Annotated in this window: 15 protein-coding genes and 1 pseudogene; 10 read left to right on the top strand and 6 right to left on the bottom strand. The window is 67.5% G+C overall.

Annotation, left to right across the window (positions count from 1 at the left end; translation table 11 throughout):
- The first annotated feature begins 17 nt into the window (after positions 1 to 17).
- On the top strand, positions 18 to 1,166 hold the full coding sequence (locus HMPREF3114_RS03770) for a hypothetical protein (RefSeq protein WP_229765958.1): 1,149 nt from the start codon (positions 18 to 20) through the stop codon (positions 1,164 to 1,166).
- A gap of 311 nt (positions 1,167 to 1,477) precedes the next feature.
- Entirely contained in the window at positions 1,478 to 2,218 is a 741-nt protein-coding gene (locus tag HMPREF3114_RS03765) for a DNA/RNA non-specific endonuclease (RefSeq protein WP_053496552.1), read from the top strand.
- An 18-nt stretch (positions 2,219 to 2,236) separates the two neighbouring features.
- Here HMPREF3114_RS03765 and HMPREF3114_RS03760 read toward each other — a convergent pair whose 3' ends face one another.
- Entirely contained in the window at positions 2,237 to 2,704 is a 468-nt protein-coding gene (locus HMPREF3114_RS03760) for a hypothetical protein (RefSeq protein ID WP_229765957.1), read from the bottom strand.
- 130 nt (positions 2,705 to 2,834) lie between these two features.
- Between HMPREF3114_RS03760 and HMPREF3114_RS03755 the strand changes: the two genes are divergently transcribed.
- Positions 2,835 to 3,530 carry an HAD family hydrolase gene (locus tag HMPREF3114_RS03755; RefSeq protein WP_053496551.1) on the top strand — a complete coding sequence of 232 codons (696 nt, stop codon included), beginning with the start codon at positions 2,835 to 2,837 and terminating at the stop codon, positions 3,528 to 3,530.
- A 7-nt stretch (positions 3,531 to 3,537) separates the two neighbouring features.
- On the opposite strand, the pseudogene HMPREF3114_RS03750 reads toward HMPREF3114_RS03755, so the two are convergent.
- The 4 genes and pseudogenes from HMPREF3114_RS03750 to HMPREF3114_RS03735 all read right to left on the bottom strand — a co-directional run bounded on the left by HMPREF3114_RS03750 (position 3,538) and on the right by HMPREF3114_RS03735 (position 5,585).
- Positions 3,538 to 3,768, bottom strand: a pseudogene (locus HMPREF3114_RS03750) (hypothetical protein).
- Positions 3,765 to 4,190, bottom strand: coding sequence for a VOC family protein (locus HMPREF3114_RS03745; protein WP_053496550.1), 426 nt, complete (start codon positions 4,188 to 4,190; stop codon positions 3,765 to 3,767). The pseudogene HMPREF3114_RS03750 and the gene HMPREF3114_RS03745 overlap by 4 nt, the downstream one beginning before the upstream one ends.
- A gap of 10 nt (positions 4,191 to 4,200) precedes the next feature.
- The gene (locus HMPREF3114_RS03740; RefSeq protein WP_070489124.1) at positions 4,201 to 4,662 is read right to left on the bottom strand and encodes a helix-turn-helix domain-containing protein; all 462 of its coding nucleotides are present in this window, start codon (positions 4,660 to 4,662) and stop codon (positions 4,201 to 4,203) included.
- Complete coding sequence (locus HMPREF3114_RS03735; RefSeq protein ID WP_053496548.1) at positions 4,659 to 5,585, bottom strand: LysR substrate-binding domain-containing protein; 927 nt, start codon at positions 5,583 to 5,585, stop codon at positions 4,659 to 4,661. The genes HMPREF3114_RS03740 and HMPREF3114_RS03735 overlap by 4 nt, the downstream gene beginning before the upstream one ends.
- A 91-nt stretch (positions 5,586 to 5,676) precedes the next feature.
- Here HMPREF3114_RS03735 and HMPREF3114_RS03730 point away from each other — a divergent pair, with 91 nt between their 5' ends.
- Both HMPREF3114_RS03730 and HMPREF3114_RS03725 read left to right on the top strand, forming a co-directional pair.
- Positions 5,677 to 6,717 carry a hypothetical protein gene (locus HMPREF3114_RS03730; RefSeq protein WP_070489121.1) on the top strand — a complete coding sequence of 347 codons (1,041 nt, stop codon included), beginning with the start codon at positions 5,677 to 5,679 and terminating at the stop codon, positions 6,715 to 6,717.
- Positions 6,714 to 7,595 carry a TolB family protein gene (locus tag HMPREF3114_RS03725; RefSeq protein WP_053496546.1) on the top strand — a complete coding sequence of 294 codons (882 nt, stop codon included), beginning with the start codon at positions 6,714 to 6,716 and terminating at the stop codon, positions 7,593 to 7,595. The genes HMPREF3114_RS03730 and HMPREF3114_RS03725 overlap by 4 nt, the downstream gene beginning before the upstream one ends.
- A gap of 7 nt (positions 7,596 to 7,602) precedes the next feature.
- Here the strand turns inward: HMPREF3114_RS03725 and HMPREF3114_RS03720 are convergent, their stop codons facing one another.
- Positions 7,603 to 8,958 carry a sigma-54 interaction domain-containing protein gene (locus HMPREF3114_RS03720; protein WP_053496545.1) on the bottom strand — a complete coding sequence of 452 codons (1,356 nt, stop codon included), beginning with the start codon at positions 8,956 to 8,958 and terminating at the stop codon, positions 7,603 to 7,605.
- A gap of 397 nt (positions 8,959 to 9,355) precedes the next feature.
- Between HMPREF3114_RS03720 and HMPREF3114_RS03715 the strand changes: the two genes are divergently transcribed.
- The 5 genes from HMPREF3114_RS03715 (at position 9,356) to HMPREF3114_RS03695 (ending at position 13,428) form a co-directional block, all read left to right on the top strand.
- Positions 9,356 to 9,886 (top strand): hypothetical protein, encoded by a 531-nt coding sequence (locus HMPREF3114_RS03715; RefSeq protein ID WP_053496544.1) that lies wholly within the window; start codon positions 9,356 to 9,358, stop codon positions 9,884 to 9,886.
- Positions 9,883 to 10,500, top strand: a complete 618-nt coding sequence (locus HMPREF3114_RS03710) for a hypothetical protein (RefSeq protein WP_053496543.1) — start codon at positions 9,883 to 9,885, stop codon at positions 10,498 to 10,500. The genes HMPREF3114_RS03715 and HMPREF3114_RS03710 overlap by 4 nt, the downstream gene beginning before the upstream one ends.
- A gap of 43 nt (positions 10,501 to 10,543) precedes the next feature.
- Positions 10,544 to 11,860: a hypothetical protein gene (locus HMPREF3114_RS03705; RefSeq protein ID WP_053496542.1), complete on the top strand. Its 1,317-nt coding sequence runs from the start codon at positions 10,544 to 10,546 to the stop codon at positions 11,858 to 11,860.
- 100 nt (positions 11,861 to 11,960) lie between these two features.
- The gene (locus HMPREF3114_RS03700) at positions 11,961 to 12,665 is read left to right on the top strand and encodes a C39 family peptidase (RefSeq protein ID WP_053496541.1); all 705 of its coding nucleotides are present in this window, start codon (positions 11,961 to 11,963) and stop codon (positions 12,663 to 12,665) included.
- Positions 12,666 to 12,678: 13 nt separating this feature from the next.
- Positions 12,679 to 13,428: a hypothetical protein gene (locus HMPREF3114_RS03695; RefSeq protein WP_053496540.1), complete on the top strand. Its 750-nt coding sequence runs from the start codon at positions 12,679 to 12,681 to the stop codon at positions 13,426 to 13,428.
- Positions 13,429 to 13,441: the final 13 nt, after the last annotated feature.

The raw sequence follows: 13,441 nt of genomic DNA, 5'->3' as shown, positions 1-13,441 counted from the left end.
TCTCCCCGTCGGTGGTGGTGCAACGGATCGGACCGTACCAGTGCGAATGGTGGCTGGCACCTTGCGACGCAACATGCCGCAAAGCGCGCCTTGCTATGCTTCAAGGCACTGCGGGCCCTCCGCAGTCTCCCATCAAAGCAAGGACGCCCCCGATGCACAGGATGCTCGTCGCAGGCACGCTCTCCAGCGTCGCCTGTCTGTTCGCCCCTTTAGTGTTGGCGGAAGATGCCCCCGAACCGGCCAACGATTGCGCGGAGATTGCGCGGCTGATGGCCAACGACGACTTTGCGGCACTTGATGCGATGGCCGCGCGTTTCCGCAAGGGCGAGCTCAACGCCGCCGGCCAATCCCGGCTCGGCCGTTTCTACATCTGCATGTCGCGTGCAATCGGCACGTCGCGGCAGGAGGTTCAAGCCTGGAACGACTGGTCTGCATGGGCGGCGCGCTGGGTTCAGCACGCGCCGAAGTCTGCGGCGGCCCACCTGATCACCGCACGGATTCCACTCAACCTGGCCTGGAGCTACCGCGGCAACGGTTACGCCAACACCGTCAACGCCGACGACTGGGCACAGTTCCATGAGTACAACGCGGTTTCGCGGGCCTACCTGCAATCGCATGAGGATGTTGCCGGCGGCGACCCGTTCTGGCACGAGATGAACGTGCTGATCGCGCTGCGCGAAAGCGCGGATGACGACGAAATGCTGGCGCTCGTTGATCGCGCAGCGAAGGCCTTCCCCGACTACGAACCACTGCACCTCATTGCCATGGAGTACTTCACGCCGGCCTGGGGCGGCAGCGCGCAGAAGATGGAAGCCTTCGCGCGGCACTCGATGGCCAGCGCACCAAAGAAGAAGCGGGCCATGCGCTACGCACGGCTGTACTGGTCGGCCACCGCGTATTCGCCCGATCACTTCCGCGCGGCGAAGCCCGATTGGCCGCTGATGCGCCAGGGACTGGACGAAATCGCCCAGCAGTACCCGACCATCGACAACCTGGAATCGATCGTCCGCTATGCCTGCCTGGCACGCGACAGCGACGCACTGGTCCGCTGGAATCGTTTGTGGTTGAGCCGCAGCGGTTTCGACGAGGCGGCCATTGCGAGCTCGACCGAGCAAAGCAAGGCCGCATGCCTGGCGCCGGACGAAGAACAGGAAGCATTCCTGTAGCGCCCGCCGCCGCAGGCCCAGGCGCGCAGCTGGCAGGCCTGCCAGGCGCCTAGCACGCGCGCGTGTCATCCACGCGCCGCGTGATCTGACATATCACCAGTGCTTGCGCATGATCACAGCTTCGCCCTTTCGTCATTGACCACAAGGCGCCAGCTTGTGACGCTTATGACACCGCAGGGCTGATGGCCCAACAACGCGGCCAGGCTCCACCGCAATCCGCAGCATCCGTCTCCGCAGCACCTCCGCATGTCCTCGCCCCGGCCAGGTCGTGACGGGCGGCTGCGCCCTGAATCTTCTGCTGGAGAATCGAAATGCGCCTTGCAAGCTTTGTCTTTGCCATCGTACTCAGTGCTTTTGCCGGTGCTGCACAGGCCCAGGTGGTCACCCTCAACAAGGGCGGCTTCGTGCTGACCTACGACTGCAGCATCCACAGCGCCACCCGCTACGAGTACACGCTTACCGCCGATACCGGTTCGGCCGCACGGCCGTCCAGCTTCTACAAGGACCCGGACCTGCCAGCCGGCTGCCTGGGCCAGACCAGCACCGCGTCCTACGCCAGCATCAGATCCGGCTATGACCGTGGCCATCTGGTCACGTCCAACCACATGGACTACGACGCGACCTACATCCGTCGCGCCAACTACATGACCAACATCGTGCCGCAGGTGTCCAGCTTCAACCAGGGCATCTGGGTGAAGGCCGAAAACGTGGCCGAGTGCTACCGCGACATTGCACCGGTGGACGTCTACGGTGGTGTGGTCTACGGCGACGCCGCCAACGATTACTTCCTGGCCAGCCATGGCATCCCGACCCCGGAGTTCTTCTGGAAGACGATCATCACCCGTGACCCGAACACCGGAACCGCCAAGGCGATCAGCTGGATCATTCCCAACGAGGCCAACCTCGGCAGCCTGGACAACTACCTGGTGACGATTGCCGATCTGGAGGAGCTGCTGGGCGCCAGCTATGTGGCGATCAACGCACCGGCCTCGCTGAAGAACATGCTGCCGGCCACCACCTGGCCACAGCCTGCAGGGTGTGACCTGGGCTGAGCGGCGGACAGAGGAACGTCACGATGCCTGTACACGCAGGCATCGTGACGCCAGCACTCTGGCAAACAGGAACTGCACTACGGCGCCGACGACGGTAGCAGCGACAAGCCCGTGCCCTGTCGTTGGCGTCCCACTGGACAGCGTTCGCATCAGGTAGGCCATGCTGGCCAGGCTGATCAGCAGCGTCGTGGCAAGCAGGATCAGCGACACCACCATCCTGCGCGCCGTCGATGCGGGTTCCGGCGACGGCGCGCTGGCCCATAGGCCGGCAAACGTGGCCAGTGCGCAGGCCGCCAGCAGGAGCAGCCCCGCACTCCGCAACTGCGCGGCGCCGTCGGCAACGGGCATAATGAACTCGCCTGGCGAGAATCCCGCAGGCAGCAGCAACACCAGGACGGGGAGCAGGCAGCTGCCGGCCAGCGCCACCGCGCCGGCGATGCCGGCACTGATGAGGTGGTGCCGGGCCTGGCATCGCACTCGGTTCAAGGGGTATTCCCGTGCAGGCGATGGGTGGGGTGGCCCGGCAGTCTAGCGTTCCTGTGGCCGGCGTGCCCTGCCCGTCCCGCTATGGGAAAATGGCGGGCGCTTCGCCCTTTTGGCTGTCCCGGAGTAGTAGATGTCCCGTTTCCCCTTCGATGCCGTGCTGTTCGACTGCGACGGCGTACTGGTCGATTCCGAGCCGCTGGTGGCCCGCGTGCTCTCGGAAATGCTGACCGCACGCGGCTGGCCGCTGACGCCTGCGCAGGCGGGCGAGGTCTTCCTGGGCCAATCCGTGGCCCATCTGGCCGGGCTGATCGCAGAGCGCACCGGCAAGCCGTTCACCGAGCAGTGGCTGGAGGAATTCCGCCAGCAGCGCAATCGTGCGCTGGAGCAGGACCTTGAGGCGATCCAGGGGGCGCCCGAGGCCGTGCGTGCGATCGCCATAGCGACCGGTGGCCGCATTGCCTGCGCGTCCGGTGCCGACCTGTTCAAGGTGAAGCTGCAGTTGAGCAAGGTCGGCATCCTCGATGCCTTCGGTGACCACGTCTTCAGCGGCCAGGACATGCCGCAGACCAAACCCCACCCGGACGTGTACCTGGCCGCTGCCGCTTCGCTGGGTGTGGACCCGGCCCGCTGTGCGGTGATCGAAGACACCGTGACCGGCGCGACCGCCGGCGTCGCGGCGGGTGCGACCGTTTTTGGCTTCAGCGAGGGCGGCCCGCACCACAGCACGCCGGAGGCCCTGCGCGCTGCGGGTGCGAAGGTGATCTTCCAGCGCATGGACCAGCTGCCGGCATTGCTGACGGCCTACGCCGCCGACGCTGCCGCCTGAGTCGGCCTCAGCCCGCGGCGTCCAGTGCGGCGCTGCGGCGCTTCCCGGCGTAATGCAGCACGAACAGGTACAGGCCAGTGAACAGCTGCAGGAACAATGGCGGCAGCGGCGAATAGGTGATCTACGCTGCCGGCTCGCCCTGTCCCAGCCCGCGGACGGCGAAATTGGCGATCACCGCCAGGGTGAAGACGATCGAGGTCCAGCGATGCACGGGCCGCGCCCAGCCCCCCCGGCTCATTGACGGCGCCTCGCTTCAGAGCGGGCTTGGATCATCTTCCAGCCATTGCCGGACGGGTCACGGAATCCGGCATCGATGGCGCCATAGCGTTCGACCGGCTCCTGGGTGAACTCCACGCCCCGCGCCCGCCATCGCGTATAGCACGCCTGGCAATCGTCCACGGCCAGTACCAGCGGCGGCATGGCGCCCTTGGCCACCAGCTGCTGCAGCGCCTGCGCGGTGGCCGCATCGTGGGTGGGCGGGCCCGGAACGAACAGCCCCAGCTGGAATCCGTCCTGGCCGGGGCTGCGTACCGTCAGCCAACGGTAGCTGCCATTGCGCACATCGGTGTGCACTTCGAAACCGAGCATGCCGACGTAGAACGCGAGTGCCTCATCCTGGTCGCGCACATACAGGCCGACCGTGTTCACAGTGTTTGTCATGGGACCTCCCTCAGGTGGGGGCCACGTTAGCAACCGCCTGGCGACGGCGCTTCTCCAAAACTGCGATGTTCAGGTCCGGTCGCTGCGCGGCACGCGCATGGCATTCCGGCACGCTGGCCGGGGTCACCTGGCCAGCGCGCTCGCGCTCGCGCACGTTGCCGGGGCTGTCGCCGGTGATGTCACGGAAGATGCGGCCGAAGGTGCCCAGGCTGCTCCACCCGGTCTGCGCGGCGATCTCGGTGACCGGCAGGTCGGTGTCACGCAACATCGCCACGGCCCGCTCGATGCGGCGGCTGAGCAGGTAGCGGTGCGGCGGCAGCCCGAATGCCTGCTTGAACGAACGCGCGAAATGCGCCGCGGATACGGCACTCACTTCGGCCAGGCGGGCCACCGGCCAGTCCTCGTGGCTGGCATGGTCCATCCGGTCCTTGGCACGCAGCAGGCGTCGCAGCAGTTCGGGGCTCTGGTTCATGCCGCCACCGTGCGCGCCAGATGATGTCGCGCCGCATGCCTGGCCTGCGCGGCCTGCTCGCCCAGCCAGTCACCGAACGCAATGACCTTGGCGCTCCGGCTGCGCGCCGTCGGTGCCACGAACCAGAAACCACGCCCGTCGCTGGCCACACCGGGATGTGCCTGCACCAGGCGCCCGCTGTCCAGTTCGGCCTGGAACAGGATTGGCGAAGCAATGGCGATGCCCTGCCCGGCAATGGCCGCGCCGGCGTCCAGATGCTCTACCGCAAAGGGGGTGATGAAGCTCTCTGCGGCCGGCGGCGGGACGGCACCATGTGCGGAGAACCACAGTGCCCACCAGTCGGGCCTGCCGAGCAGCGGAACGTCCAACGCCCGGCGACCGAGCCCGTCTGCCGCCGGCAGCAGCGCTGGCGCGCACAACGGGGTGAAAATGCTGGGGAACAGGGGCGTGGCCTGCAGCCCGGGCCACCCGCCATGCCCATTGCGGATGGCGGCATCGAAACGCCCGGCGGCCAGGTCCTGGGGCTCTGCCGACAGGTCCAGTTCCAGCCCGATGTTCCGATGGCGGGCACGGAAGCTGCCCAGGCGAGGCGTCAACCAGCTGGTGCCCAGCGTGGGCAATACGGACAGGCGCAATCGCGCCGCATCCATGTCAGCGGCACGCATGAAACTGGCACGAAGCGCGTCGAAGGCCCGGGTGGCCTCCTGCGCGACGCTGGCACCCGCTGCCGTCAGCTCCACATGCTGTGCATGGCGCAGGAACAGGCAGGTACCGGTCTGGGCCTCCAGCCGGCGCACGTGGTAACTCACCGATGCCGCACTGGTGTCGAGCTCCTCGGCGGCACGGGCGAAACTGCCCAGCCGCGCCGCCGCTTCGAAGGCGCGGATGGCGACAAGCGATGGAAGCTGGCGTCGGGTCACCATAAGTGTGGCTTAGCCTGAACCCCGATATCTGCGTGGTCAATCCCCCTCGCACCCGCAACGATGGAGGCACGTCCGGCAAGGGGTCACGCACATGGATCGACGGCAGTTCCTGGCCACCTTGGCCGCGGCGGCAGCCTCAAGCGCCCTGCCCTCGGGGCGGCCCCTGGCCAGCCACAGCGAAGACTGGAAATGGTTACAGGGCAACTGGCGGGTCCGGCACCAACGGCTGAAGGAGCGCCTGCTGGGCGATACCCGCTGGGAAGCCTTCAGCGGCGCCAGCGCGGTCTGGCTCACCCTGGGCGGACTCGGCACCATCGATGACAACGTCATGGCGCTGCCTTCGGGTCCCTACAGGGGCCTGGGCGTGCGTGCGTTTGATCCGGTGTCTTCCACGTGGTCGATCTGGTGGATCGATGGACGCAACCCTGCCCATATCGAAGCGCCCGTGCGCGGCGTCTTCGAAGGCGATGGAGGCAGCTTCCGTGGTCGTGATCACTTCAAGGGACGCCCCATCGACGTCTGGTTCCGCTGGCATGACATCCATGGCGAGGAGCCGTGGTGGGAGCAGGCGTTCTCCGACGATGCCGGCGCGCACTGGGAAGTGAACTGGCGCAACTGGTTCCGCCGCACTGCGGCAGCCCCCTCTCCGCTTCCGAAGCTGCCGGATGCACCGCGCGATTTCGATTTCCTGGTGGGCCATTGGAACGTGCGCCATCGTCGCCTGCGCGCTCGGCTGGCAGGCAGTGATGCGTGGGACGCGTTCAACGGCACCCTGCACAACTGGCCGGTACTGGGAGGATTCGGCAACGTGGGCGACAACCTGATGGACGTGCCGGGAGCACCACTGCGCGGCATGGGTATCCGCGCCTGGAGTGCGGCTGAGCGGCACTGGCTGAGCTGGTGGCTGGATGGCCGGGAGCCGACCCGGATCGGCGCGCCGCTGCGCGGTGGTTTCGAGGCCGGCGTCGGGCGCTTCTTCGGCGATGACCAGCACGACGGACGGCCGATCCAGACGCGGGTGATCTGGTCACGCATTACCCCGCGCTCGGCGCGCTGGGAACAGGCGGCTTCGACCGATGGGGGACGCAGTTGGGAAACCAACTGGGTCAGCGACTTCGAGCGGCAGGCATGAAAGCGCTGCTGGCCGTGATGCTGCTGGTTTCTGCGTCGCCCCCCGCGACTCCCTCAAGGGTGCTGCAGATCGTCGGCCCCGCCGAACGCTTTGCGCCGGGCGTTGCATCCACGCAGTACGACGAGATTCGACTGACCTTGAGCCCGGACGGAAACACCGCACTGTGGTTCAGCCGCAACCGTCCCGGCGGTCCGGGCGGGTATGACATCTGGGTCTCCCGCCACGATGGGCAGCGCTGGCGGCCGGCGACGCCGGTACCGTTCAACACGGCCGGGCGCGACTTCGATCCCGCGTTCTCCGCAGATGGGCGCGTCGTGTATTTCTGCTCGGACCGCGCAGGCGGCCAGGGCGGCGACGATCTGTACCGGGTCAGCATTGGACGCGACGGTCGATTCGGCGAACCGGAGAATCTGGGCCCCGCGGTAAACAGTGCGGCCGACGAGTTCGCACCGATGCTCTCCCCGGACGGTCGTACGCTGTTGTTCTCCAGCGATCGCGCGGGCGGTGCCGGCGGCCATGACCTCTACAGCGCCACGATGATCGGCGGCGTGGCGCAGCTGGCGCGGCCGCTGGCCGGTGGCATCAATACCGCCGCGCAGGAGTTCGATGCCACGTTCCTCGGCGACGGCCGAACGGTGGTGTTTGCCCGCGCCCTGGACTTCGGCAGTGCACCGGTACGACAGTTCATTGGCTACGAGCGTGGAGGCCGTTATGACGCGGGCCATGCATTGCCCTCCCCGGTGAACGAAGCCTTCGGCGACAGCTACGGTGCGATGCTGGATGGCTCGCAACCTGACACTTTGACCTATTCGGCGCGGCGCGCAGACGGTGCGGGGTTGGACCTGTACCGCATCCGCTACCGTTCGGGCGAACCATGATCCGCGCTCAGCGCTGCGCCGGCAGTTCCAGCCGATGCTTGCGGCACAGCCGGTACACGGTCACCCGCGAGATCTGCATCTGCCGTGCGCACTCGGAGACGTTGTAGCCGGTCTGGCGCAGGGTCTGCAGCAGCACATCGCGCTCGGCCTGGCCGCGGGCATCCTGCAGCATCGCGCCCGGCGGCGCATGCTCGCTCCCCCCCAGTTCGAGGTCACGCTCGCTGATCAGCTCGCCTTCGGCCATGATCGCCGCCCGCTGCACCCGGTTGAGCAGTTCACGCACGTTGCCGGGCCAACCGAAGCGTCGCATCGCCTGCAGCGCGGCGGGCGCAAAGCCACGTGCACGCACGCTGTGGCGCAGACGGAAGCAGCGCAGGAAGTGCTCGGCCAGCAGCTGCACATCGGCGCCACGCTCGCGCAAGGGCGGCATCAGCAGGCGCAGCACATTGAGCCGATAGTAGAGATCGCTGCGGAACCGCCCCTGCGCCACCGCGTGCTCCAGTTCGACGTGGGTGGCCGCGAGTACGCGCACGTCGGCCCGCAGCGGCTGGCTGCTGCCTACGCGCTCGAAGGTGCCTTCCTGCAGCACGCGCAGCAGGCTGGTCTGCGCCTCCGCCGGCAGGTCGCCCACCTCGTCGAGGAACACGGTGCCGCCGTGTGCGGCTTCGAATACGCCTATCTGGCGCTTGTCGGCGCCGGTGAACGAGCCGCGCTCGTGGCCAAACAGCTCCGACTGCACCAGGTTGGCCGGAATGGCACCGCAGTTGACCGCGATGAACGGCTTGCCCGCACGGCCGGACAACGCATGCAGCGCGTGAGCCGCCAGCTCCTTTCCGGTACCGGTTTCGCCGGTGACCAGCACCGGCAGTTCGACCGGCGCGAACTTGTGCAGCACGGTGCGCACCGCATGCAACGCAGGACTCTCGCCGATCAGTGCGCGTGGTCCCTGGCCGCCGCATACCTCGCTGGCAGAAGGATCATCCGCGTCGAACTGCTGGCGCATCGCAGCCACCAGGTCCTGCAGGCCGAAAGGCAGCGTGAACCGCGAGATGCAACGCTGCAGCAAGGGCAGCCACGCTGCAGGCGTGGGCCCTGCGCCGGGTGGCAGCACCGCAAGCCAGGGCAGATGCACGTGCTGTTCGATCCATGGCGCCAGCAACTGCAGCGCGGGCGTATCCAGATGGCGAAGATCCAGCACAGCGAGCAGCCGATCACGCCCGCGCAGCCCGATCGCCATCGCCGGGTCGGGATGGATGCGGCGCACGTACCAGCCTGCGGCCGCCAGCGCGCTGCGCTCGTTCGCCAGCGGCTCGCCGAACCAGAGCACGCAACGTGATGTAGAAGCCTCCGGGACCGCCGCCATGCTTCCCCCAGCATCCGGACACCGTCGGCGGACTGTCAGGCAATCACCGGCGTGCCGCCCTCCGCCGGGACCCTTTACGGCCACCGCAGCGGCCTTTGATGGGCGGATCCTAGCGCTGCGCTAAACGGCGGCGCAATGAGCGCCGCGTCAAGAAAGCACCGGCTGAAGCGGCATCGTTGCAGTCCGCGACGGCACCTGTAACGCCCGTGTGACAGTCGGGCGCCCGCCTTGCCCTGCGGCGCTTGGTACAGCGCAATCCCAACATTTTTCCGACGCCTCTGTAACAGCGCGGCAGCAGCACCCCATGCCTGCCAGCGCCTGGCGCCAGAGCGGCCAAGCCTTGCAGGGTTGGCACGGTTGATGCGTGGTTCCGCCGCACCCACCACGGGAGATCGGCATGGACGGCACCACCCCCATTCGCGGCCTGCTGGCGACGCTGGCCGTGGCCCTGCTGTCGGTTGCCGCGAGCGCCTCTGCCTCCGGTGCACGCCAGGGCGTGAAGGCTCAACCGGGCGAAATCGTCCTGTTGCGTGATGTGTCCGCACGCCCGGCCTATCGCATGGCGCCGCCCGGCATGGCGCTGATCGCCGACCCGAAACCCCAGCGCGAGATCGCAGCGGCCCTCGGTGCGGGTGCCCCGGCAAACGGGATGGACGAGCTGAGCGATGAGGACTACGCAGGGATGGGGGCGGGTCAGGCAGCCACAGCCACCGCACCCGCAGGCACCACGGTCGAACGCGTGACGCAGCAGGCATTGGGCGGTACGCTCGGCCGCCACGGTGACGGCATGGTCGGCGGCAGTCTCGGTGGCGCCATGAGCGGGCCGCTCGGCGCGGTAGGCAACAGTACCCGCGGCATCGGCGAGACCGTGCGCGGCGCTCTCGGCCAGTTCCCGCTGCAGGGCATGGCCCCGGCAGGTGGCAAGTGAGTCGGGCGCACTGGCTGCTGCTGATCCTGCCTGCCACGCCGTTGATCGCGCAGGCCGATGACTACAGCGGCATGCTCGCCTACCTCGACGTTGCCCGCATCGACGGTCACGCCCTGGCGGGTGCAAACGGTGCCATCGCGGTGAACCAGGCGGCCGGCGACCTCAACCTGCAGGCCAACATGCGCGGCATCGCCACGGGCGAACATGCCGACGTCTCGATCAGCAACCGGCAACTCCGCGGTGGCAACCGCGTACTGGGTGCACCGCTGCACGCCACTGCCGTCATCGATGGCAAGGCGCTGGCCGGTGCCAGCGGCATCGCATCCATCAACCAGGCCAGCGGCATCGCCAACACGACGCTCAATGTCGTCAGCGCGACGCTGGCCCGACAGGGCATACGCGAAACCGACGATACGGCGTTGGCCGCCGAAGGTTCCGTGTTGGCAGGGGGGCGGGACGACGCCGGTCGCGGCGTCGCGACGGGCACCCGCAGTGCTGGTGTCACCAGCACGGCGCTGCGGGGATTCGACGGGGTCCTGCAACTCAATCAGATCGCGGGCAACGGCAACGACACGGCCAATGTACTGGGCCTCGTCGTGCAGGACCGCCCGTGACAACCACCCAACCGATGCACCACCCGATGAGAGAGAGGGCACCATGAAAGCGACCGTCAAACGGACCATGCTCGCCATGGCGATTGCCACCGCCTCGACCGCCGCTGCGGCCAATGGCTGGGACAACCAGAACGCCAACGCGAACATCAACCACACCCACACCATCAGCGAAACCCGCAACGACACCCACAACCATACGGACAACGACGTACGCAACCGCAACGTCAACGTCAACGTGCAGAAGCACAGCAACATCCAGGCCGACGAACGCAAGGAAAAGAACAACCACGGCGTCGACGTGAACCTGGAGAAGGACCTGCGGCTGGGTACCGACATCAACTTCTCCGGCGACCCGAACATCACCGGCGACATCGACCTCGACTCGGCGGCCATTGCCGTGATCGACAACCGCCAGTCGATCAGCAACAACGCCACCAGCAACAGCCTGGTCACCAACAGTGCCTCCATCGCTGACAGCGTGGGTGCAGGTGCCTCCGGTAACCTGGGCTTCAACGTGGTATCGGGCGACAACAACGCCCAGGACAATGCCGCCTCGTTGTCCGCCGCCGACGCGTCCTTCAGCTTCGGCATGGCCGACGCCGAGGTGTTCGTCAACCAGGCCGGCTTCGGCAACGCCACCATGAACTCCGGCGTCACCAATGCCGCGGGTCTCAGTGGCAATGCCTTCGGCGGTGCGTCTGGCAACATCGGCGTGAACGTCGCCACGGGCAACAACAACGAGCAGAAGAATGCGCTCGCCGCCTCGGTCGCGACTACCGCAGTGGCGCAGTCGAGCATCAGCTCCAACCAGGTCTCCACCGGCAACACGGTCAGCAACGCCGGCTTCGTGCAGTCCTACACCGATACCGTGCAGGTCGGCATGCGTGGCGGCGTCAGCGGCCTGACACTGGCCTATGGCGCGGGAACCTACCGCGGCACCGGCAACGCCTACCAGATGGCCAACTACTACCTGGATACGTGGAGTGGCGAGCTGCCGCACCCGGGTGGCAACAGCACCGGCCATATCGATCTGGACAACCAGATCCAGAACGCCACGATGAACCCCAACCGGCCGGGGGTGGGCGGCCTGGGCTTCGATACGCGTGAGAGTGGCACCAGCCAGTTCGTCGAACTGGGCGTGGCCGACCTGTATGCCAGCCTGAGCGGCACAGTCAGCACCACGCGCTGGGTGAATGTGGATGCGACCAACACCTCGGCGTTGTCCGGCAGTGCCTTCTCGGGCGCCTCCGGCAACATCGGCGTGAACGTGGCCGCGGGCACCGGCAACCTGCAGGCCAACAGCCTGGCCCTGGCAGTCGCCCAGCCCAGCACCGGCGGTGGTGGCGGCAACGGCGAGTAAGTGCACCAACCCCGGCCGTCCGCCAATGGCCGGGTCCCCGGGAGCCCCTGTTCCTCCTCCCCCTTGGGACAGGGGCTCCCCCTTGCTGCCGGAGAACGCGATGATCGGCCACCGTCTCTCGATACGCCTGCTGGCCTGCCTGCTGTTGCTGGGCGGCGCGTCTGCGTGGGCGGGCGACGTCGGCTTCGCCGGCGTACTGCCCAATGGCGCACTGCTGCAGCAGAAGGTGGAGAGCATGCAAGAGCGGCGCTACCGCAATGTGGTGCGGCAGCACACCGATTACAGCTGCGGGGCGGCCGCGCTGGCGACCCTCCTGCGCCATGCCTACCACCTGGACACCGACGAGGCCACGGTGATCGAAGGGATGATGGGGGTCTCCGATCCGGCACTGGTGGCCGAGCGCGGTTTTTCGCTGCTCGACATCAAGCGCTACGTGGAATCGCTGGGCATGCGCGGGCGCGGCTATCGCATCGATGAGGCGCGCCTGCGCACGCTTCGCGTTCCCGGCCTTGTGCTGATGGACGTGCGCGGCTTCCGCCACTTCGTGGTGCTCAAGCAGGTGCGCGGCGGTGTGGTCGAGGTGGCTGATCCCATCCTTGGCAACCGCAGCCTGGCGCTGCCTGAATTCCTCGCTGCGTGGCCATCGCATGCCGTATTCGTGGTGATCGGCAGTGATTTCGATCGCAACACGGTCCTGCTGCAACCCAGCGAACGGCCCAGTGCCCGCGCGCTCTACGCGCGACAGGGGCCGATCACCGATGCCGAACTGGTCGACTTCGGTTTCAGCCACGCCGACCTGTTCTGAAGGAGGTTCCGCCATGTTCCGCCACCGACTGTTGATGGTCCTGCTGCTGGCCTGCCCCGCCCTGCCCCTGCAGGCGGCGGACGCGGCGCCCGGGCGTGGCCTGAAGGAAATTCCGGATCCCGAACTGAACCTGATGCGCGGCCGCTACACCGTAGGCGGCAATACCGTGGCCTGGTTCGGAGTGACGATGGTCTCGCAGTGGCAGGCCAGCAACGGAAGCGTGCTGCAGGGTGCGTTGACCCTGGGCATGGACTTCCGCAGCGGCGGCAGCCCGAAACTGAGCTTCCAGCCCAGCGTGCACGTGACCGCCGCAGATGCGCCGCTGCCTGACACGCAGGGTCGCCACATCGACAGCAGTGGCCTGGCCAACGCCAGCGGCCTGGTGCAGAGCGTGCAGGTGGCCGGCGATGGCAACGTCGCCCGCAATGCGACCACGCTGGTGGTGCGCAACGGCACGGTGCCGGCCCCTTCGGATGACGGTGCCCGTTCGCTCAGTGCGCAGGGTGCAGGCGTCTCGGCCTCCGCAGTGCTGGACGGCAACCAGGCACGCCTGCAGTTGCAGGTAGATGGCCAGGGCCTGGTCCAGCAATGGATACGCAACGGCAGCGTCGGCCAGGGCATCGCCCTGAACGGTGACGGCCAGACCGCCAGCAACCAGCTGCGGCTGGAGCTGGTGCGGGATACCGCGGGCGGCAACCTGCCGTTGAGCCAGAACGTGGCCCAGGCGATTGCGATGAACCGCGGCATGGGGCCGGGCCGGTAGCACCACGGCACGG

This window comes from Stenotrophomonas sp. HMSC10F07, assembly GCF_001807895.1.
In the GTDB taxonomy this organism is placed as follows: Bacteria; Pseudomonadota; Gammaproteobacteria; order Xanthomonadales; family Xanthomonadaceae; genus Stenotrophomonas; species Stenotrophomonas sepilia.
This window is presented reverse-complemented; position numbering and strand designations above follow the sequence as displayed.